The organism is Veillonella sp. AF36-20BH, from assembly GCF_003602765.1.
In the GTDB taxonomy this organism is placed as follows: domain Bacteria; phylum Bacillota; class Negativicutes; order Veillonellales; family Veillonellaceae; genus Veillonella; species Veillonella hominis.
In genome coordinates this window covers 489,382-509,678 of record NZ_QTLR01000001.1, presented here as the reverse complement: position 1 = coordinate 509,678, position 20,297 = coordinate 489,382, and the positions used below count along the sequence as shown (strand labels likewise).

Sequence of the window (20,297 nt, the reverse complement as noted above, 5' to 3'; positions counted from 1 at the left end):
ACAATATAAGGTATACTATATATCATATTCTAAGATATAAATGGACTTTTACACAAGGATATACAAAAATTGGATATATCTCATGTGTTTATCGTATATTTAAAGGAGTTCTTATGGATGAACGATTGACGACTATAAAGGGAATTGGTCCTGGTCGTGAGAAACAATTGCATAAATTGGGAATTACCAATGTTACATCCTTATTGACTTACTTTCCCAGAACCTATGAAGACCGGCGTACGATTTATAGAATTGGTGATTTAAAATCAGGTATGACAGGTGGTATCGTAGGTACTGTTATTGCTGTACAAGAGAAACGCCCTCGCCCTCGATTGTCTATTTTAGAGGTAGTCATTGCAGATGGCACAGGTCCTTTGAAGATTGTTTTGTTTAATCAAGGGTATAAAAAAAACTTTTACAAAAAAGGACAACGTATATATGCATATGGTAAGGCTGAGTTTCAATATGGTTCCATGCAAATGAATACACCGCAAATGGAAAACTTAGGAGACGGTGGTGAACCAGATCGAGGTATCGTTCCTATTTACGCGCTTGCTGATGGGGTATCTCAGTTTGTGGTTCGTTCAACTGTACGTAATTGGTTCGCAGCTAACCATGAATTACCAGAGATTTTACCTGTGGAGGTTCGTGATGATCATCATTATATGAGTCGCTATGATGCTTTTAAGATGATGCATTTCCCAGACTCCTCAGAGCTCTATGAAAAGGCTCGTTATCAATTGGCCTATGAAGAGTTGTTCGTCATGCAAGCTGGTTTAGCTTTGTTGCGAAATAAAGAACAATGCCATAGAGGGCCTAAAATGGGACCAAATGGGGAACTAATGGCTCAGTGTATAGAGAATTTACCGTTTTCCTTAACAGGTGATCAACAACGAGCATTAGAGGATATTCGTATCGATATGGAAGACGAACGACCTATGCAAAGGTTGTTGCAAGGTGATGTAGGCTCTGGTAAAACCGTTGTGGCTACCCTGAGTTTATTAAAAGCCATCGAAAATGGGTATCAGGGGGCAATTATGGCTCCTACGGAGATTTTAGCGGCTCAACATTATGAAGGGATACAAACTGTATGTGCTAATTTAGGTATTACTATAGAACTATTAACTGGATCCTCCACGAAAAAGGAAAAAGAACGCATCTATGAAGGCTTAGCTGATGGAACAATTCATATGATTATTGGAACCCATGCTCTTATTCAAGAGGGGGTTAATTTTCATAATCTAGGCCTTGTTATCGTCGATGAGCAACATCGCTTTGGCGTAGATCAACGGGCGAGATTGCAACAGAAGGGAACATATCCTCATGTACTTATCATGACGGCTACACCAATCCCTCGTACCATGACATTATCCGTATATGGAGATTTAGCAGTATCTTTAATTAAAGAAATGCCACCAGGGCGAAAACCTGTTAAAACATATGCTGTAGATAGTTCTTATAAAGAGAGATTACGCACTTTCTTTTGTAAGGAAATGGCAGAGGGGCGTCAGGTCTACGTGGTGTGCCCTCTTGTAGAAGAATCCGAAAAATTAGACTTGCAAGCCGCTGAGGAATTGTATCTAGAATTAAAAGAGTACTTTTATAAGGCCTATGAAGTGGGCCTCGTTCACGGTCGTATGAAGCCGAGTGAAAAAGATGAAGTGATGAATGCCTTCTATAGGGGTGAAATTTCATTACTTGTTTCTACAACAGTTATCGAAGTGGGGGTTAATGTGCCAAATGCGACCATTATGTGCGTTGAAGGGGCAGAGCGATTTGGTCTATCTCAGCTACATCAGCTGCGGGGCCGTGTAGGTCGTGGCGCTCATCAGTCCTATTGCATTCTTGTTAGTGATTCTAAAAATGATGTAAGTCAAGAGCGCTTAAAGTTGATGGAACAAATCCAGGATGGATTTGAGCTTGCAGAGCAAGATTTATTGCTTCGCGGATCTGGTCAATTATTTGGATTAGCTCAATCGGGGCTGCCAGATTTACGCGTTGCTAATATTATCAAAGATATTGAAATTTTAGTAGAGGCTCGCAAGGATGTACTAGATTTTGCAAATCAATTCGGAATAGAAAAATTAGAATCTATCATGAAAGAAGAATTAGAAAAAAGATTTGGTGAAAAATTTCTAAGAATATTGTATAATTAAGAGGTAGGATTAATAAGTATATAAGCATCGATAATATTAGATTTTATCTGGCTTTTTCCTTGTCTATATGTCCTTCATACCGTATAATAGAACAAACAATTTATTTCATTTTTCATCTATGGAGGTTAATATGCCAATTATTCATGTAGAGCTCGTCGAAGGGCGTACAAAAGAACAAAAGAAACAATTAGGTGAAGCAATTACAAAGGCTGCGGTTGATATCGTAAATGTTCCTGCTGATGCAGTAAAAGTTATCTTCGTAGATATGAAAAAAGACGATTATATGGAAGGCGGCATTTTGCGGTCTGAACGCTAAGGCTACGACTGACCGCCTAGTCCATAGGGACTAGGCGGGTCGTAGTTTTGTTTTATTATACGGAAAGGAAAGAAATATGAGAGACGATAAATTCGGTATGCGTGGACTAACTTTTGATGATGTATTATTAATACCAGCAGCTTCTGATATACTGCCTAATCAAGTAGAGTTAAAAACTCAATTAACTCGTGACATTACATTAAATATTCCTATGATTAGTTCTGGGATGGATACGGTTACTGAATCACGGATGGCGATTGCTATGGCTCGTGAAGGAGGTCTTGGCGTTATCCACAAAAATATGTCTATTGAAGAGCAAGCTCATGAAGTTGACAAGGTAAAACGCTCTGAACACGGTGTTATCGTTGATCCTATTTTCTTAAGCCCTCAAAATTTACTATCCGATGCAGCAGAACTTATGGAAAAATATAAAATTTCTGGTGTACCTATCACAGAACATGGTAAACTAGTAGGGATCATTACAAATCGCGATATGCGTTTTGAAACTGATTTAAGCCGACAAATTGGGGAATGTATGACAAAAGATTCCCTAGTTACTGCACCGGAAGGTACATCTCTTGAAGCGGCGAAAGCTATCTTAAGCGAACATCGTATTGAAAAATTACCTCTTGTAGATGGCGACGGTAACTTAAAAGGCTTAATTACGATTAAAGATATTGAAAAAGCGACTAAATATCCAAATGCAGCAAAGGATGGTAGTGGCCGATTATTAGTTGGTGCTGCAGTAGGTGTTTCTCAAGATTTGTATGATAGACTTGATGCGCTTGTATCTGCTAAAGCTGACGTAATTATTGTTGATACTGCCCATGGGCATTCTGCAGGTGTTCTTCGTACGTTGAAGGACATTAAACAAGCGTATCCTCACATTCCTGTAATTGCAGGTAATGTGGCAACTGCAGCAGGCACTGAGGCTCTTATCGAAGCTGGAGCTGATGCAGTTAAGGTTGGTATAGGACCTGGGTCTATTTGTACAACTCGTGTCATTGCTGGCATTGGGGTACCTCAAATCACAGCAGTCTATGAGTCTGCTCAAGTGGGGCGTCGCTATGGAGTTCCTATCATTGCTGATGGGGGGATTAAATATTCTGGAGATATTGCTAAAGCTATTGCGGCTGGTGCTAATGTAGTTATGATGGGCAATATTTTAGCCGGTACTGATGAAAGCCCTGGAGAAACAGTAATCTATCAAGGCCGTTCTTATAAAGTATACCGTGGCATGGGTAGTTTAGGGGCTATGAAACTTGGTAGTAAAGATCGATATTTCCAAACAGAAGCTAAGAAATTAGTTCCTGAAGGTATAGAAGGTCGAGTACCATATAAAGGTATGTTGGCCGATACAATTTTCCAAATGGTTGGTGGCTTGCGCGCAAGTATGGGGTATTGCGGATGTCATAACATCCAAGAAATGATTGAAAACACTCAATTCATTCAAATTACAGCTGCTGGTTTGAAAGAAAGTCATCCGCATGATGTAAGCATTACCGTTGAAGCACCAAATTATAGTGGTTGATAATGGAGTATTACATTGAATAAACGTATTTCTGTTTTATCTGTGCCTATCGATTGTGTCACAATGGATGAGGCAGTCCAACGTATTTTACAATTAACTGAACAGCCGGGGCTACATTTAGTAGCAACGGCTAATGCAGAAATGGTTATGTTGGCTAATGAAAATCCTACATTGCACTCCATATTGAATAATGCTAGTCTCGTCGTTCCCGATGGGGCTGGCATTTTGTGGGCTGCAGAGCGTCAAGGCGAACATGTGCCTGAACGTGTAACAGGCGTAGACGTAACTAAGGAATTGTTTAAAGTTGCGGCGACTCATCAAATTCCTGTATACTGCTTGGGGGCGGCACCAGGTGTTGCTCAACGAGCGATTGATAATGTATCTGCTCAGGTAGGTGTATTAAATATAGCAGGAATTCATGACGGATTCTTTGATAGTGCAGAGGAACAAGAAATCATTAAATCTATAGCTGATTCTAAGGCAAAATTGGTATTTGTTGCCTTAGGTGTGCCAAAGCAAGAACAATGGATTGCAGAAAAGTTGAGTCACCTCGATGGCGTAGTTGCCATCGGAATTGGTGGTTCCTTTGATGTCTTGGCAGGTAATATTCCTCGGGCCCCAGAATGGATGCAACAAAATCGACTTGAATGGTTGTATCGATTATATTTAGAACCTCAACGGATTGGCCGCATGTTGGCTATTCCAAAGTTTATGTGGACCGTTATTAGAAATAAATAGAGGAGTGTTGAATCGTGCCTACAGGACCAATAATTAAGGAAGGGTTTCCTCTGATAGGAGCTATGCTCATTATCACTGTGGTGTTAGGATATTTAGGACATTATGTAATTGCGATTATTTCATTTATTCTGGCATTATTTTTCGTCAATTTCTTTAGAAATCCTAAACGTGTAATCCCTCAAGATCCAGATTTGATTTTATCTCCGGCGGACGGTAAAATCATGGATATTTCTGATGTATACGAAGATATTTACTTACACAAAGAATGTAAAAAAGTAACTATTTTCTTATCTGTTTTTGATGTGCATGCTAATCGTGCGCCTATTGATGGTAAAATTACATATCGTCACTATACGATGGGTAGTTTCCTACCTGCTTTTAAAGATGATGTAGGTTTTGAAAATGAACGTCATACTATTTGTATTGAAAATGATCGTACTTCCGTATTAGTAACGCAAATTGCGGGTCTTTTAGCAAGACGTATCGTATCTTGGACAGACCTAGATAGTGTACTTGAACGCGGTCAGTTGTACGGGATGATTAAATTCGGTTCCTGTACTGAGCTCTATATGGATAAGGATGTAGAGCTGTTCGTGGAAAAAGGTCAACATATTACAGGCGGTGACACTATTATCGGGAGGTTACGACATGAATAAATCTATTATCCCAAATTTATTTACAAGTGCAAATTTAGCCTTTGGTGTTCTTGGTATCACCTTATCTGCTACGGGTAATACTTTCTGTGCTGCTATATGTATATTGTTATCCCTAGTAGCAGATGGCTTAGATGGTCGCGTAGCAAGAGCCTTAGACGTTGCCGGTCCAATGGGCCGTGAATTAGATTCTTTGTCTGATGTAGTGGGATTCGGTGTAGCACCTGCTTACATGCTCTATATGAAAGAATTGTACGGTTTAGGTTGGGTTGCATATGTGCCATTACTAGCTTTTGCAGTACTTGGTGCATTTCGTTTAGCGCGTTTTAATATTAAAACTGACGAAGTTCATGGCTATTTTGAAGGTTTACCAATTCCAGCCGCAGGTTGCTTAGCAGCGACTTATGTATTGTGTGGAGTATCAGTACCTCAATTCGTATTGGTATTTTGCATGATTGGTGTAGGTTTCCTAATGGTTAGTGAAATTAAATATCCTGACTTTAAAGGTAAAAGTGCGATTTATATCAATAAACTTTCTATTGTACTTACAGCCATCTTTGTTATAGCTTGTCTCGTGTATGATTGGCATACCTTGGCTGTTATGATTTTTGCAGGCTATGTGATGTTTGGGCTCATTAATGGAGCTTTAAATATAGTACGTAAATAGATGTGTGGAGGAGAATAGTATGAATTACCTACTGGATCTATTACTGATCCCTATGCAGGTAATAATCGTTATATATACGGTTTATTATTTTATACTCGCCGTTGTTGGTATGTGGCGGTCGCGAGTACATAAAAACTATACCCCTAAAAATTCCTTTGCCATCGTTGTATGTGCTCACAATGAGGAAGCCGTTGTTGGTGAGTTAGTTAAAAACTTACGTGGCCTAGACTATCCAGATGATCTATATGATATTTTTGTAGTTGCCGATAACTGTACAGATAAGACTGCGAAAGTAGCAAGTGCTGCTGGCGCTAATGTACATGTACGTGAAAATAAACAAGAAATAGGTAAAGGTTATGCCATGGGGTGGATGTTTGATCGGGTAGAACAAATGGATCGGAAATATGATGCATTCCTAATTTTTGATGCCGATAATTTAGTACACCCTCAATTTATGTTAGAAATGAATGATCATCTTGAAAAAGGTGAGTCTGTAATTCAAGGTTACTTGAACTCTAAAAATCCAACTGACTCTTGGGTTGCAGGTACGTTCTCCATCGCCTTTTGGATGGTTAACCATATGTGGCATTTAGCAAAATATCGTCTTGGTTTATCTACGGCTTTAGGTGGTACAGGCATGTGTATTCGTACATCTATTATTCGCGAATACGGTTGGGATTGCAATAGCTTAACCGAAGATATGGAATTTTCCATGAAGCTATTAACTCATGGTATCCGTACTTGTTGGGGGCATGATGCTATCGTATACGATGAAAAGGTTACAACTATGATGGCTTCTTGCAGACAACGTTTACGGTGGGCTCAGGGGCAATTTGACTGTGCGGGTCGATATATTCCTAAATTATTTGCTATTGGTATCAAAACAGGGAATATCATGATTTTGGATGGTATCTTCCAAGTGAGTCAACCTTATTTCTTGTTGTTAACAACTATATATTTGGTACTGTCTTACATCAATGCGTATACTCCAATCTATACAAATATTTTATATCAAATTATGCCTATGTCTGTGTGGACAATTATAGGTGTGGGGCAATACTTATTCCCGTTAATCGTATTATTGAAAATCAAGGTACCACCAAAGATTTGGTTCTATTATTTACTATATCCATTATTCGTATATTCTTGGATTCCAGTAAATATCCTAGGTTGGTTCCGCCGTCATAATAAGGTATGGTCTCATACAGTCCATACGAGAGCCGTGGGATTAGATGATGTTAAATTAACACGTATGGGCAATATGAATAAGAATGAAAAATAGAATCTATAGGAGTGACTATGCATATTTTAATGTGTAATGACGATGGTATTTTAGCAGATGGTTTACGTCATCTTGCATCGTATTTAAGTCAATATTATAGAATTACCGTTGTAGCACCTGCTAATGAGCAAAGTGCTAAATCCCATGCATTGACGACCGAGGTTCCATTGAAACTAGATGCTTACAATGGCGAGGATGAAAATCCTCGCCTTTATGCTCTAACGGGAACGCCGTCCGATTGCATGAAGTTCGGTCTTAGTTATTTATTGACTGATGATATGCCAGATCTTGTAATTTCTGGCATTAATCATGGGTTTAATTTAGGCTCTGATGTATTGTATTCCGGCACTGTTTCGGCAGCTATGGAAAGTTGTTTCTATGGTATTCCTGGTTTAGCATTATCTGTTGAGAGGTATTCTGTTGAACGGGGAGACGAGATGCATCCATTTATACATGAATTGATTGAGAAAATTTATGTGGCGGGCCAGTTTAGCGGTTTACTAAATGTGAACTTCCCATTACGTGGCACATGTGATTGGGACCATTTTAAAATGGTGAGCCAAGGCTTACAAACCTATAGTAATATTATCGAAGCTCGCATCAATTCAAGAGGACAGGATTATTATTGGTTAGCTGGCGAGCTAGACTATGGTGCTGAAAGTGTTCCTACCGATGTAGAATTTGCCCGTAAAGGTTATATTACAGGTGTCGCACTTACATGGAAACAACAATGTGATACAGATATGAAAACGGTTCAAAATATTTTAGATGAAATATAAAAAATATGTTGACATTGCTTAGGGATGTCTGTATAATAACAAATGTTCCGATACGCCGGAGTGGCGGAATGGCAGACGCACTTGACTCAAAATCAAGCGGGTAACACCGTGTGGGTTCAAGTCCCACCTCCGGCACCAACATTAGGCGGTAAGACTTTTGTCTTACCGCCTATTTTTATATTTATGAATTTATATACCATAATATACATTATTAATTTTATGAGGTGACAGTATGGATCAAGGTGTAATTGATTATATTACAAATATCTTTGATATTCCTAAACTTACTCAACAGGTTAGCGCTGTACAGATGCCATTGCCATTATCTCGCTTGGCAGAAATACCATTAGATGGATCTGTAAATCAGTGTCAAGGATTTTGTTATAATTCTAAAAAAGACGTTTTTGTTTTAGCTTGTATTAATTCTGATAATACAAAGCAAATCATTTATGAAATTAACCCTAAAACCTTTACTGTTGTTGCGAAATATGAGTATAGTCATAAAAGTTTATTAGGTCATATGAATACCTTAACTTATAATTCTGTCAATAATCGCTATTATACAACAAATGCTGTTGTAGATGGATATAACCTTACTCCTATTGAAGCGGATAGCATGATTGTTGAAGCGCCTATTAAACTAAAAGAGAAAGTTTTTAATTTTGCATATGATAAAGTACGCGATGAATATGTATCAATTGTGCCTTTAACAAACTCTGAACGGACAATTAATTATTACGACTCTAATTTTAATCGTATTCGTTCTTATAAAATTAATGCTAATCATACAAACTTAAATAATAACGGTGCTTACGCATCTAATGGAAATACTTTATTTACAACTTTGACAACCTTTGTATATGTCGATGAAGAGGGAGTTGTTAAAAATATTAGCCCTTATGCTTCTGGAATGGAAGTAGAAGACATGGATTGTCGAAATGGTCAAATGTATATGGCGGTTAATCGTAAAGGTAAAGTTGAAATTTATAGTTTGTCTAGCTTACCATTTTCGGTAAATGTCTAGATATTACTTATGTTTTTATCACCTTTATGAGTGTATAATAATAGTGTTAGGGTATTTTAGGAGCTATTATGAAATTAGGGAATGATATTATAGAGATTGATCGTATCCGTCAAGCTATAGAAAAATCAAGCTCATTTCAAGAGCGTATTTATACGATTCATGAGATTGAATATTGTAAAAGTAGGAATAAAGGGTGTTACGAATCCTTTGCAGGTATATATGCTGCAAAAGAGGCTTTTATTAAAGCTTTGGGAACAGGGATGCGTTATGGATCATGGCAAGATATAGAAATTTACCATGATGAGTGGGGAGCACCCTTAATTCGCTTACAAGATATTTTCAAAGATATTTACGAAACATCAGGCTATACTGATATTCATGTGTCTATTAGTCATTGCAAGGATTATGCAATGAGTACAGTCATACTTGAAGGAGCATAAGATGAATATTTTAACAACTGAAGATGCTCGATTTATAGATCAAGAGGTTCCTAAGCAATTAGGAGTTTCTTTAGAAATCCTCATGGAAAATGCTGGGCGTGGTATCGTAGATGCCTTATGGGGAGAATACGATTTGTTTTCCCTGAATAATGGTCGTTCCATAAATAGTTTTGTTTTATTCATATGTGGTACGGGTAATAATGGGGCAGATGGCCTTGTAGCGGCTCGTCATTTGATGGAGCAAGGTGTATCAGTACAAATTGCACTAGTAGGAGATACAAACAAGTGTAGTAATCTTTTTGCAGTGCAACTAGAGCGCTGTGAAGCTATGGGTTGTATCATCAATATGTATGATGAATTCAATGATTGGTCCAATGTAGCTATCGCTGTGGAAGGTATCCTGGGAACAGGTTTAACTGGAAAATTAAGAGACTTGACCATCGATATATTGCATGATATTGATACTATGCGTAGTCAGTATAATTTTGATTTGTGGGCTATTGATGTACCTGCGGGTTTGGATGCTACTACTGGTCAAGTAGCGGAAGGCACACTGACCTATGATTATACTGTTACTTTTGGGGCAATCAAACAAGGTTTGTTATTATATCCAGGAAAGGTTATAGGAGGAACCTCAGTGGTTGCTCCATTGGGTGCTCCTTGGCAGCAGGTACTGGGTGAACGTGTTAGAACAATAACCATTGATTTTGATTTAGCAGAAAAAATTATCAACTATCGTACACCAATGGCGCATAAAGGCGTTAATGGAAATACTTTAATTATTGGTGGTTCAAATGATATGATAGGTGCCCCTATTTTAGCTGCTGAAGCGGCAGTTCATAGCGGTGCTGGTAAGGTAACATTGGCCGTGCCTCAAATAATCAAGCAGGTTGTACAAAGTCGTGTCATACCTGAGGTGATGGTTACTTCTACAGAGAATAATAAAGAACTTTTTGATTGTCGCCAAGTTGTTGCTATGGGACCGGGGTTAGGTCGCACCCATGAAAATTGTGATTTAGTAGATCATATTTTAGATGCTTACGAAGGAGCATTAGTACTAGATGCTGATGCTTTGTATGCATTGGGACATGTTGGTTGTATTGATAAAGATATTTTGCGAGATGGTGATATTGAGTCTGCATATGCAGTAGAAAGAGAACTTCCATATTGTGTCATGACACCTCATTTAGGTGAATTTAGTAGACTTATTGATTTACCTATTAAATGGATTGAGCGTCATTATATTACGTTGGCTAGAGAATTTTCTAAGGCTCATCAAGTTATTCTTGTACTAAAAGGAATTCCTTCAATTGTGGCATTACCTGATGGAACAGTGTATGTAAATACTATCGGTAATGCGGGCATGGGGACTGGCGGTATGGGCGATGTGCTGACTGGTGTAATTGCTGGTTTTATAAGTCAGGGTTATTCACTACAAGATAGTGCTGTTCTAGGTGTATATGTACATAGTCGTAGTGCAGATATTCTGAATGAAACAAAGAGTTGGGGTTATACTCCGAGTGATGTCAGTACTACTTTAGGCTGTGTTATTAGTGAATTTTTGGGAGATTATGAATGACAAATATAATACAACGCTTTATAGCTTTCTTGCTAGTATTATGTATTCCTATCTTCGCCATTGCAGGATGCACAAATAATGATGTAGCAAACGCAGCAAATCAAGTAACTACTAATGCTAATGGGGCTTACTCTATCGATACTAAAACGACTGTCCCTGAAGGTAAGCTAGATGTATATATGCTAGATATTGGTCAGGGGGATGCTATATTACTTAAGGTAGGCGATGAGTATAGCATGATCGATACTGGTGACATAGAACATCGTGAAAATATTGTAGCTCAACTTAAAACTATGGGTGTAACAAAGTTAAAAAATATTATTATCACGCATCCTCATGCTGATCATATGGGTGGTTTTTATGCTATTGCAAAGGCTATGCCTATTGAACATGTATATGATGATGGTATTGCTGTTGATAATAATATGTACAAAACCTATGAAAAATGGATTGAGAAAAATAAAATTCAACGAACTACTTTGAGAAGTGGAGATGTAGTTGATTTTGGACATGGTGCTGTCTTTGTAGTATATGCTCCTTGGGTTGAGCCTTTGACTGATAAAAAAGGAGAGACAGATTTTAATAATAATTCTATTGTAGGTAAATTAATCTTCGGTAATTTTTCTATGCTCTTTACGGGTGATGCTGAATTACAAGAAGAGAAAAAACTTATAAAAGAGCAGAATTCTAGATTGTTTTCTCGTATTCTTAAGGTAGGTCATCACGGTTCTCGTACAAGTAGCTCTGAAGATTTTTTGAAATCTATTAAGCCTGAAAGTGCATTAATTTCAAATGGCATGTATAATAAGTATGGTCATCCTCACGATGTGACATTACGTCGTTTACAGGAAAATAATATTGCTATTTACCGTACAGATACGATGGGTCGTATTCATATTAGTACGGATGGGAATGAATGGCAAATTACAACTGAACGTTAGTTTTGATTACTTATACAAAAAATAATTTTATGAAACTGTTTTTTGTGTATTCTGAATAAGGTCTTTATATAGTAATATGTGTAATCGGCATACTAATCTTCATGTTTGTATGAAATAATCTATTTATAATCTAACATTAGTTTATGGATAGATTGGAACGATGAGATTTTGATAGATAAAAATATCATCGACTCATCTCTATGGTTTGGACACTATGTATGTCAGTTAGATTGGAGTGAATGTATTGCGTAAACTATTTTTTATGTGCCTTGCAGTCTTGATGGCAATACCTTTATTATTGACGCAAGCAAAGGCAGCTAATTTAGAAGATGCTCGATGGGTGACTAGAACAGATGCACCTGTACCGTATGTTCGTATTGTTATGGACTTATCGGCACCTATAAAGGCGTCTGCATCAATTAGCAAAGATGGGAAAACTACGACTGTTACTTTAAAAAATACAAAGCTAAAGACGGCTAAAGAGAACATTTCTATGGACTCGGCTATTGCTAGCTCTGCTAAACTTTCACAAGATGGCAGAGATGTTAAAGTAACAATCAAGACACCTTCATCTATTGATACTAGTGATGTAAAGGTTTTTTCCTTGAAAAAAGATACGGTTAATAAGAAACCGTATCGTATCGTTGTTGATGTTCAGAAAAAAGGTGTTGCAGCTAAGCCCGCTTACTATGGTAAAAAGCCATCTCAATCTGCGCATCCAGCAAAAAATGTATCTACAGAATCTGGTAAATACTCTACTAGTGGCGGTTTATCTGGTAAAACAATTACTATTGACCCAGGACATGGTGGTAGTGATTCAGGTGCTATTGGACCTCACGGTGTACAAGAGAAAAACATTACACTACCGATTTCTATGTATTTGAAAAAATCTTTAGAAAATCGTGGTGCTAAAGTGCTTATGACTCGTACTACTGATGTAGATGTATATGGCCCTAATGCAAGTGGTGTTGATGAATTGGGGGCTCGTGTTAACGTGGCTAACCGTAGCAATTCTGATGCTCTTGTAAGCGTTCATATCAACGCATTTAATAATCCTAGCGTTGGTGGTATTGCAACATATTACTATAGCAAAACCGGTAACGATGCTCGATTAGCGCAAAAGGTACAATCTCAAATTGCTAACACACCTGGTTTCAATGGTGATCGTGGCATTCAAGAAGGTAACTTATACGTGTTGAGACATTCTAATATGCCTGCAATTCTTGTAGAGCTTGGTTTTATTTCTAACCCTAATGAGGAACGTGTGCTACAATCTCCTCAAACTCAAGAAGACTTTGCTAACCGCATTGCAAATGGTATTGCTAATTACTTTGGAGGTTAATCGATGAAATTACGTAAACAAGTTCTATCGATTCTCTGTGTAGGTATGCTGGCATTTGTAGTGGGTTGTACACATGAACAAGCTCCTACAACAGGTAAAAGTGAACCTACGCAAGAGACGAAAGTCAATAAGGATGCAGAAACAAGTAAAGTATCTCAAGAAAAAGTTAAGATGGCCTTCTTTGTTCCTACAGAGGATGGTTCTGGAGTAAAACAAACTACCGTTGAGATAGAGGCGAATAAAGTTACGCCTAAAGCAGCTCTTTTAGCGATGTTAAATGCCGATAGAGCACAAAAATATCCAGTGTTCTCTAAGGATATTGAAATTACATCTGTTACTGTAAAAGATGGCATTGCTTCTGTTGAAGTAAATGATGCATTCATAAAGGGTAATGGAGGAGATTTAACTGTTAAGTTACAAATGGCTGCCATTGTAAATACATTGACATCCTTTGATAATATTAATGGTGTTCTATTCGTCAATAATGGTAAAAAGGTTCCAACTGTAGGCTCCTTTGATACTAAAGAACCTGTTAAGAGAATGACGAATCTAATTAAAAAATAATTCCTTTAGGAACATTTATAGCAGATAGTTGATATATCAACTATCTGCTATTTTTGTTGTCTTTTATATATGTTACAATACAATAAGTAATAATAGGAAACTAGGTGATCAGATGCAATTAAAAGATGTTGGGGAATTTAATTTCATTCGTCAAATTCAAAATAACACGATTTACAACCCTAATACCGTAGTGTACGGTATTGGTGATGATTGCGCTATTTATAAAACTGAACAAAATACAGAGCAATTGATAAGCACTGACACAATGGTAGAAGGTATTCATTTTAGCTTTCACTATATGAAGCCCTATGATGTAGGGTATCGCCTTATGACGGCTAATTTGAGTGATGTTGCGGCTATGGGTGGCATTCCTAGACAAATTGTATTATCTCTTGCTGTACCAGACCATATTGATACAGCAATTCTTGATGAAATTTATAGGGGAATTAAAGATCAATGTATGCGGTATCAACTCAATATATTGGGTGGAGATACGGTACGTACGGAAGGCCCCATGGTTTGGACCGTAACAATTATCGGAGAGGTTCCTAAAGGTACTGCGGTTATGCGAAGTGGTGCGAAAGTAGGAGACGTTGTTGGTCTTACAAACTATGTAGGCTATGCAGCTACAGGGTTAGGTGCGTTATCATATAATTTAGTAGGCTATGATATGACCAAAGTGGGGCATCAACGTCCTGAACCACAGATTGAATTGGGGCAAAAATTGCGACTGCTTGGTATCCATAGTATGAATGACATTAGCGATGGACTAGGTAGTGAATTGAATGAAATTGCTGCAGCTAGTAATGTATCCATTGTAATCGAAGAACAAGCAATTCCTCTACATGAGGAGACTTACGCATTAGCTAAGCATTTACAAACTAATCCAGTAGATTATGCTTTATATGGTGGTGAAGACTTTCAGTTAGTCTTTACAGCACCAAAATCATTACTTTCGGAATTGGAAAAGTTAGCAGGCATTACGTTGATTGGAGAAGTTTTATCTGGCCCTCCTCGGGTTCAAATGGTAACATCCGATAAAACGATTAAGGCCATAGAAGCGAAAGGATATAATCATTTTCATGAAGGATAAGGTTCAGGTCCAATTAGAGACTCATACAGTAGAAGATACACAACAATTTGGCCAACTATTAGGCGAATGGATTAAACGTAATGGGGATTCTCTTTGTATAGCCTTAATTGGTGACTTGGGGACAGGGAAAACACATTTGTCGCAAGGTATTGCAAAGGGCTTTGGAGTTACTGAAGAAATTACAAGTCCCACCTTTGCTATCATGAATACCTATGATGTGAATAGAACTCATTTATATCATTTTGACGTATATCGCTTGGAAGATGTTAGTGAACTGGAAAATATTGGCTTCTATGAATATACAGAAGAATGCGTATCCATTGTAGAATGGGCCGATAAATTCCCTCTTGAGTTACCTGATGAAACGTTATGGATTTATTTAACGCGCATTGACGATACAAGCCGTTCCATTACATTAGCTAGTGATTACCTTACAGCGGATGATTTAGAAGAAATAGGAGGCCCATATGTGGTTGGGAATTGAGACGAGCTCACTCGTGTCGAGTGTGGCTTTAATGGATGAAAGTTGCCTAATTGGGGAATTGACCATTCAAGCTGGATTGACTCATTCTGAGCAGTTGGTACCTCATATTGATATGCTATTACGAGCCTCTCAAGTTGAAAAAAGTGAATTAAAAGGTATTATGGTCAGCATTGGGCCTGGTTCTTTTACGGGTTTACGGATCGGTATGGGGACAGCTAAAGCTATGGCTTATGCCTTACAAATTCCTTTATATGGCGTAATGACTATGGACAGTTTAGCTCGTAATGTAGTTTATACGGACCGCACGATTTGTACCGTTATTGATGCTCAAAAAAAACATGTCTATGCAAGTATCTACAAATATGATGGTAATGAATTAGTCTGCAAAGAGGAACCTTTTGTCATTGCTGCTAATGATTTATTAGATCGACTCCGAGCATCTGAAGAACATGTAGTATTTCTTGGGGATGGCGTCAAGCGAATAGAGAAGCTACTCGATGAAAGTGATACAAATTTAACGATTTTAGATATATCGCAACGTATTCCAAAAGCTAGTTCTCTATTACTGGCTGGCCATAGATTGGTAGTCTCTGAAGAGAGTTCTGACCCTATGGATATGGTTCCTTATTATATTCGACGCTCAGAAGCAGAAGTGTTATGGGAAGAACGCCATAAAAATAATCCTGAAATGTTGAACCAAAATCCCACAGTTGTAGTTACTGAGGCAGCAGGAGCAGAATAATGGAGATTCGTTTAGCTACCATAGATGATGCTCAAGCTATTTATGCTATTGAACAGCAGTCTTTTTCTGTTCCTTGGAGTTTAGATTCTGTTTTTGGTGAGTTAGAAGGGGCATCAAATAAATTATATATGGTAATTTGTGAGGAGAACCAAATTGTTGGATACGCAGGTGTTTGGCTCGTATACGATGAAGGTCAAATTACGAATATCGCCATTATTCCTTCCGCACGAGGTAAGGGATATGGATCAAAACTTACAAAACAATTAATAGATGAATGTCTTACGAGAGGTATGAAAGAAATTTTCTTAGAGGTGCGCATATCTAATCTTGCAGCATTGGCTATGTATAGAAATTTAGGATTTTCTGTAAAAGGAATTCGTAAAGATTATTATTCAGAGCCTACGGAAGATGCTTATATTATGTCTCTCGTTTCAGAGGAAATAGAATGAGTATATACACATTAGCCTTGGAAAGTAGCTGTGACGAAACCTCTGCTTCTGTCCTTAAGGACGGGCGTATTGTTTTGTCTAATGTTATTTCAAGCCAAGTGCCAATACATAGAAAATTTGGTGGCGTTGTACCTGAAATTGCATCACGTCATCACATAGAACAAGTAATACCCGTTATAGACCAAGCATTACGTGATGCAAATGTGACTTTACAAGATATCGATCATATTGGTGTAACGTATGGTCCCGGTCTTGTAGGGGCCTTATTAGTTGGTGTAGCTGCTGCAAAAGGTTTATCTTTTGCTACAGGTATTCCCTTGGTGCCAGTCCACCACATGGAAGGTCATATCTTTGCTAATTTTTTAGCAAATCCTGAATTAGAACCACCATTTCTGAGTCTTGTTGTATCTGGCGGACATACAATGCTAGTTCATGTAAAAGGATATGAAGAATTTGATATTCTTGGACAGACACGTGACGACGCAGCTGGAGAGGCTTTTGATAAGATTGCACGGGTTATGGGATTCCCTTATCCAGGTGGACCTCATATTGATGCGCTTGCTACCGAAGGGAATCCAGAGGCTATTGAATTTCCAAAGGCTTTAAGTGAACCTGGTAATTTTGAATTTAGCTTTAGTGGATTAAAATCCGCTGTTCTGAACTATTTAAATAGTAAGCAACAAAAGAATGAGTCTATCAATCAAGCTGATGTGGCCGCATCATTCCAAAAGGCCATTGTTGATGTGTTAGTAGAAAAGACGAGAGATGCCGCACATACATTAGGTGAAAGTCGCATTACCATCGCTGGCGGTGTATCAGCTAATAAAGGCTTACAAAAAGCGTTAGAAGCTATGTGCGAAAAAGAAGGTTTTACTTATTACAAACCGCATAAAATTTTGTCTACTGACAATGCGGCCATGATCGGTTGTCGAGCTTATTATATGGCACAGGCTGGAAAATTTGCCGATTTAACACTAAATGCTAAGCCCAGTGTTGAAATTGGTTACGTATCTTGGAAAGAGGATTAATTGTGGATATTGGTCAAGATATTTTAAATAGAACACCATTAGGACCATTACAAATCTCATTACTTGAGCATATTAGTAAACTCATATCCTTTGGCGAGTCGTTAACTCGTCAAAGGATACAGATTTTTACACCTCTATTAGAGACAGGAAAAAGTGAGAGTCCACAACAATGTGCGGATATGCTATGCATAGAACGCAGTGATCAAGGGATTATTACACGTCAATTAAAAGGCAGTCATACGTGGCATGCTATGATGAAAGATGGACAGCCACTTATCGGGTTAGATGATAAGCAACGTCAACATGTTTTTCCTATTGTAGACAATGGAGGGCGTATTATTGGGGGGATATCTTTTACATTGTCATCATCTATTAAGATAGAACAATACGAGCAAGAATATGTTCTGTCTGATACGATGCAACGTCTTATGCTGACAGCTACAGATGAACAAATACTGTCTTACGAACCAATGTCCTATTTTGATGGTTTAATTATTTTTGATGACACTTATAAAATACTGTATGCTAACGATGCAGCTATGAAGTTAGTAGATGTATTAGGCTTTGATCGTCGCTTGGTAGGTTCATCAATTCTTAGCAGTACCTTAAAGATGTCCGCTATACAACAAGTATTATCAGATAGAAGTATACTTACAAATGAAGAAATCTATCAAGATATGGTAATTCGTCAGCATATGATTCCTATTGCTATGGGGCGTAATGAAACGCGTTGCTTCTTGGTGCTTCATGATTGTACGCGTGAAAGTAAACAGCAACAAGAATTATTAGTAAAAAATTCCATTATTAAAGAGATTCATCACCGTGTAAAAAACAACTTACAAACTGTAGCAGGTTTATTGCGGATGGAAGCGAGACGCTCCAGTTTGCCAGAAGTGAAGCAAGCACTGCAAGAAGGGATTAACCGTATTGAAAGTATGGCTCTTGTTCACGATATAGTGTCCCATTACGATGAGGACTATATTGGTATACGATCGATCTACGATGAATTATGTCGATTGTTGCGTATGAGTATGGTGCGGCAAGACCAAGAGGTTACTTTTTCTTACAGTGGCGAAGACATATTAATCTCCTCTCATATGACAAGTTATGTATCCCTCATAATCAATGAATTGATTAGTAATAGTTTAGAACATGGTTTAGATGGTAGAAATGGTCAAATTCATCTGACTGCAACGGATATAAACGGGAGTATCGAACTAGCTTTTTCGGATAATGGTAAAGGATTGCCTAGCAATTTTTCTTTCACATCTAATAAACGTTTAGGTCTAACTATTATTAATAATTTAGTTACCCACGAATTGAAGGGTAGTTTATCCATAGAAAATACTGGTACAGGTGTATTAGTGACGATACATATGAAGAAGGAGGCATAAATGCGCGTTTTAATCGTGGATGATGAATCTCTAATACGTATGGATTTACGAGATATTATTGAGTCTTGTGGTCATGAAGTCGTTGCAGAAGGTACAAATGGTGTTGAAGCTTTAGAACTTTGTAAAAAACATAAGCCAGATATTATATTGATGGATGTTAAAATGCCAGAATTAGATGGTATTGAGGCGGCACGTCAAATTGGCTTTCACCATGAAGCACCTGTAGTATTATTAACAAGTTATAGCCAGCAAGATTTAATCGATAAGGCTCGAGATTCTGGTGTATATGGCTATTTAATTAAACCAGTACGGGAGGAACAGTTAGTTCCTTCCTTAGAGATGGCTTTAGGTCGCTATAAAAGTGATGCTCAGTTGCGCGAAAAGATGGCTGAGCTAGAACAGTCATTAGAAGATCGTAAAATCATTCAAATGGGAACTGGTATATTAATGGAACTATATTCTATATCTGAAGCGGAAGCGTATAATCGCATTCGCACCTTAAGTATGAATAAACAAATATCTATTATAGAAACATGTAATCTCATTATTAAACAGTCTAATAAGTCAAATAACATCTAAAAAGTCAAAAAATCAAAATTAGTACTTGCAATTATTTTAACTTCGGTTATAATAATACTTGTGATTAGCACTCAATGAGTTAGAGTGCTAATAAATTATGGAGATTAACTATTAAAAAGGAGTGACATTATATGTTAAAACCATTAGCTGACCGCGTTCTTATCCGTCTAGAAGCAAAAGAAGAAAAAACTAAAAGTGGTATCTTCCTTCCTGATACAGCTAAAGAAAAGCCTCAAGAAGGTGTAGTTGTAGCTGTAGGTGCTGGTAAAGTATATGACAATGGTCAACGTGTAGCTCCAGAAGTTAAAGTTGGCGACACTGTTATGTTTGCAAAATATGCTGGTAGCGAATTAGAAATCGATGGCGCTACTCATTTGATTATTAGCGAACGCGATATTTTAGCAGTATTATAATCGCTGATTTATAGTCTATATGACTATAAAAACTGATGATACATTCTATATTGCCTAAAGGCACATATATTTCGTTACATTGGATAGTGTTACTATTTAGGAG

Annotated in this window: 22 protein-coding genes and 1 tRNA gene; all 23 read left to right on the top strand. The window is 37.7% G+C overall.

The genetic code is table 11. The features are described 5' to 3' along the window. Positions 1 to 113 precede the first annotated feature (113 nt). Complete coding sequence (recG, locus tag DW000_RS02465; RefSeq protein WP_077708490.1) at positions 114 to 2,156, top strand: ATP-dependent DNA helicase RecG; 2,043 nt, start codon at positions 114 to 116, stop codon at positions 2,154 to 2,156. A 130-nt stretch (positions 2,157 to 2,286) separates the two neighbouring features. Continuing rightward, positions 2,287 to 2,472 carry a 4-oxalocrotonate tautomerase gene (locus tag DW000_RS02460; RefSeq protein WP_004696087.1) on the top strand — a complete coding sequence of 62 codons (186 nt, stop codon included), beginning with the start codon at positions 2,287 to 2,289 and terminating at the stop codon, positions 2,470 to 2,472. 76 nt (positions 2,473 to 2,548) lie between these two features. Continuing rightward, positions 2,549 to 4,003 carry an IMP dehydrogenase gene (gene guaB, locus DW000_RS02455; protein WP_004696085.1) on the top strand — a complete coding sequence of 485 codons (1,455 nt, stop codon included), beginning with the start codon at positions 2,549 to 2,551 and terminating at the stop codon, positions 4,001 to 4,003. Positions 4,004 to 4,018: 15 nt separating this feature from the next. Next, a complete protein-coding gene (locus DW000_RS02450) occupies positions 4,019 to 4,741 on the top strand; it encodes a WecB/TagA/CpsF family glycosyltransferase (RefSeq protein WP_012864466.1) in 723 nt (240 codons plus the stop codon). Positions 4,742 to 4,755: 14 nt separating this feature from the next. Next, positions 4,756 to 5,397 (top strand): phosphatidylserine decarboxylase family protein, encoded by a 642-nt coding sequence (locus DW000_RS02445; RefSeq protein ID WP_120054845.1) that lies wholly within the window; start codon positions 4,756 to 4,758, stop codon positions 5,395 to 5,397. Further along, positions 5,390 to 6,061: a CDP-diacylglycerol--serine O-phosphatidyltransferase gene (pssA, locus tag DW000_RS02440; protein WP_120054844.1), complete on the top strand. Its 672-nt coding sequence runs from the start codon at positions 5,390 to 5,392 to the stop codon at positions 6,059 to 6,061. Before DW000_RS02445 ends, pssA begins: the two co-directional genes overlap by 8 nt. Positions 6,062 to 6,080: 19 nt before the next feature. Continuing rightward, entirely contained in the window at positions 6,081 to 7,343 is a 1,263-nt protein-coding gene (locus DW000_RS02435; protein WP_120054843.1) for a glycosyltransferase family 2 protein, read from the top strand. Between the two features lie 17 nt (positions 7,344 to 7,360). Beyond that, positions 7,361 to 8,122: a 5'/3'-nucleotidase SurE gene (gene surE, locus DW000_RS02430; RefSeq protein WP_120054842.1), complete on the top strand. Its 762-nt coding sequence runs from the start codon at positions 7,361 to 7,363 to the stop codon at positions 8,120 to 8,122. A gap of 54 nt (positions 8,123 to 8,176) precedes the next feature. Further along, positions 8,177 to 8,260 (top strand) — tRNA-Leu (locus DW000_RS02425). 94 nt (positions 8,261 to 8,354) lie between these two features. Further along, a complete protein-coding gene (locus DW000_RS02420) occupies positions 8,355 to 9,146 on the top strand; it encodes a hypothetical protein (RefSeq protein ID WP_120054841.1) in 792 nt (263 codons plus the stop codon). Between the two features lie 68 nt (positions 9,147 to 9,214). After that, positions 9,215 to 9,586 (top strand): holo-ACP synthase, encoded by a 372-nt coding sequence (gene acpS, locus DW000_RS02415; protein WP_120054840.1) that lies wholly within the window; start codon positions 9,215 to 9,217, stop codon positions 9,584 to 9,586. 1 nt (position 9,587) lies between these two features. After that, a complete protein-coding gene (locus DW000_RS02410; protein WP_120054839.1) occupies positions 9,588 to 11,165 on the top strand; it encodes an NAD(P)H-hydrate dehydratase in 1,578 nt (525 codons plus the stop codon). Next, positions 11,162 to 12,106, top strand: coding sequence for a ComEC/Rec2 family competence protein (locus DW000_RS02405; RefSeq protein WP_120054838.1), 945 nt, complete (start codon positions 11,162 to 11,164; stop codon positions 12,104 to 12,106). The genes DW000_RS02410 and DW000_RS02405 overlap by 4 nt, the downstream gene beginning before the upstream one ends. Before the next feature lie 244 nt (positions 12,107 to 12,350). Next, the gene (locus tag DW000_RS02400; protein WP_120054837.1) at positions 12,351 to 13,448 is read left to right on the top strand and encodes an N-acetylmuramoyl-L-alanine amidase; all 1,098 of its coding nucleotides are present in this window, start codon (positions 12,351 to 12,353) and stop codon (positions 13,446 to 13,448) included. Between the two features lie 3 nt (positions 13,449 to 13,451). Beyond that, positions 13,452 to 14,012, top strand: a complete 561-nt coding sequence (locus DW000_RS02395) for a GerMN domain-containing protein (protein ID WP_120054836.1) — start codon at positions 13,452 to 13,454, stop codon at positions 14,010 to 14,012. A 112-nt stretch (positions 14,013 to 14,124) separates the two neighbouring features. Further along, positions 14,125 to 15,105, top strand: a complete 981-nt coding sequence (thiL, locus tag DW000_RS02390) for a thiamine-phosphate kinase (RefSeq protein WP_120054835.1) — start codon at positions 14,125 to 14,127, stop codon at positions 15,103 to 15,105. Further along, on the top strand, positions 15,095 to 15,589 hold the full coding sequence (gene tsaE, locus DW000_RS02385; protein WP_120054834.1) for a tRNA (adenosine(37)-N6)-threonylcarbamoyltransferase complex ATPase subunit type 1 TsaE: 495 nt from the start codon (positions 15,095 to 15,097) through the stop codon (positions 15,587 to 15,589). The genes thiL and tsaE overlap by 11 nt, the downstream gene beginning before the upstream one ends. Then, positions 15,573 to 16,331, top strand: coding sequence for a tRNA (adenosine(37)-N6)-threonylcarbamoyltransferase complex dimerization subunit type 1 TsaB (tsaB, locus tag DW000_RS02380; RefSeq protein ID WP_120054833.1), 759 nt, complete (start codon positions 15,573 to 15,575; stop codon positions 16,329 to 16,331). Before tsaE ends, tsaB begins: the two co-directional genes overlap by 17 nt. Next, positions 16,331 to 16,780 carry a ribosomal protein S18-alanine N-acetyltransferase gene (rimI, locus tag DW000_RS02375; protein ID WP_120054832.1) on the top strand — a complete coding sequence of 150 codons (450 nt, stop codon included), beginning with the start codon at positions 16,331 to 16,333 and terminating at the stop codon, positions 16,778 to 16,780. The genes tsaB and rimI overlap by 1 nt, the downstream gene beginning before the upstream one ends. Then, the gene (gene tsaD / locus DW000_RS02370) at positions 16,777 to 17,808 is read left to right on the top strand and encodes a tRNA (adenosine(37)-N6)-threonylcarbamoyltransferase complex transferase subunit TsaD (protein WP_120054831.1); all 1,032 of its coding nucleotides are present in this window, start codon (positions 16,777 to 16,779) and stop codon (positions 17,806 to 17,808) included. The genes rimI and tsaD overlap by 4 nt, the downstream gene beginning before the upstream one ends. 2 nt (positions 17,809 to 17,810) lie before the next feature. After that, entirely contained in the window at positions 17,811 to 19,202 is a 1,392-nt protein-coding gene (locus tag DW000_RS02365) for a sensor histidine kinase (protein WP_120054830.1), read from the top strand. Next, a complete protein-coding gene (locus DW000_RS02360) occupies positions 19,203 to 19,781 on the top strand; it encodes a response regulator (protein ID WP_120054829.1) in 579 nt (192 codons plus the stop codon). 131 nt (positions 19,782 to 19,912) lie between these two features. Then, a complete protein-coding gene (gene groES / locus DW000_RS02355; RefSeq protein WP_004696047.1) occupies positions 19,913 to 20,194 on the top strand; it encodes a co-chaperone GroES in 282 nt (93 codons plus the stop codon). Positions 20,195 to 20,297: the final 103 nt, after the last annotated feature.

Excerpts from the sequence above, each read along its gene's own strand:
- recG (WP_077708490.1), top strand. The coding sequence starts at position 114 with ATGGATGAACGATTGACGACTATAAAGGGAATTGGTCCTGGTCGTGAG.
- DW000_RS02460 (WP_004696087.1), top strand. The coding sequence starts at position 2,287 with ATGCCAATTATTCATGTAGAGCTCGTCGAAGGGCGTACAAAAGAACAA.
- guaB (WP_004696085.1), top strand. The coding sequence starts at position 2,549 with ATGAGAGACGATAAATTCGGTATGCGTGGACTAACTTTTGATGATGTA.
- pssA (WP_120054844.1), top strand. The coding sequence starts at position 5,390 with ATGAATAAATCTATTATCCCAAATTTATTTACAAGTGCAAATTTAGCC.
- DW000_RS02435 (WP_120054843.1), top strand. The coding sequence starts at position 6,081 with ATGAATTACCTACTGGATCTATTACTGATCCCTATGCAGGTAATAATC.
- surE (WP_120054842.1), top strand. The coding sequence starts at position 7,361 with ATGCATATTTTAATGTGTAATGACGATGGTATTTTAGCAGATGGTTTA.
- DW000_RS02420 (WP_120054841.1), top strand. The coding sequence starts at position 8,355 with ATGGATCAAGGTGTAATTGATTATATTACAAATATCTTTGATATTCCT.
- acpS (WP_120054840.1), top strand. The coding sequence starts at position 9,215 with ATGAAATTAGGGAATGATATTATAGAGATTGATCGTATCCGTCAAGCT.
- DW000_RS02410 (WP_120054839.1), top strand. The coding sequence starts at position 9,588 with ATGAATATTTTAACAACTGAAGATGCTCGATTTATAGATCAAGAGGTT.
- DW000_RS02405 (WP_120054838.1), top strand. The coding sequence starts at position 11,162 with ATGACAAATATAATACAACGCTTTATAGCTTTCTTGCTAGTATTATGT.
- DW000_RS02395 (WP_120054836.1), top strand. The coding sequence starts at position 13,452 with ATGAAATTACGTAAACAAGTTCTATCGATTCTCTGTGTAGGTATGCTG.
- thiL (WP_120054835.1), top strand. The coding sequence starts at position 14,125 with ATGCAATTAAAAGATGTTGGGGAATTTAATTTCATTCGTCAAATTCAA.
- tsaE (WP_120054834.1), top strand. The coding sequence starts at position 15,095 with ATGAAGGATAAGGTTCAGGTCCAATTAGAGACTCATACAGTAGAAGAT.
- tsaB (WP_120054833.1), top strand. The coding sequence starts at position 15,573 with ATGTGGTTGGGAATTGAGACGAGCTCACTCGTGTCGAGTGTGGCTTTA.
- rimI (WP_120054832.1), top strand. The coding sequence starts at position 16,331 with ATGGAGATTCGTTTAGCTACCATAGATGATGCTCAAGCTATTTATGCT.
- tsaD (WP_120054831.1), top strand. The coding sequence starts at position 16,777 with ATGAGTATATACACATTAGCCTTGGAAAGTAGCTGTGACGAAACCTCT.
- DW000_RS02360 (WP_120054829.1), top strand. The coding sequence starts at position 19,203 with ATGCGCGTTTTAATCGTGGATGATGAATCTCTAATACGTATGGATTTA.
- groES (WP_004696047.1), top strand. The coding sequence starts at position 19,913 with ATGTTAAAACCATTAGCTGACCGCGTTCTTATCCGTCTAGAAGCAAAA.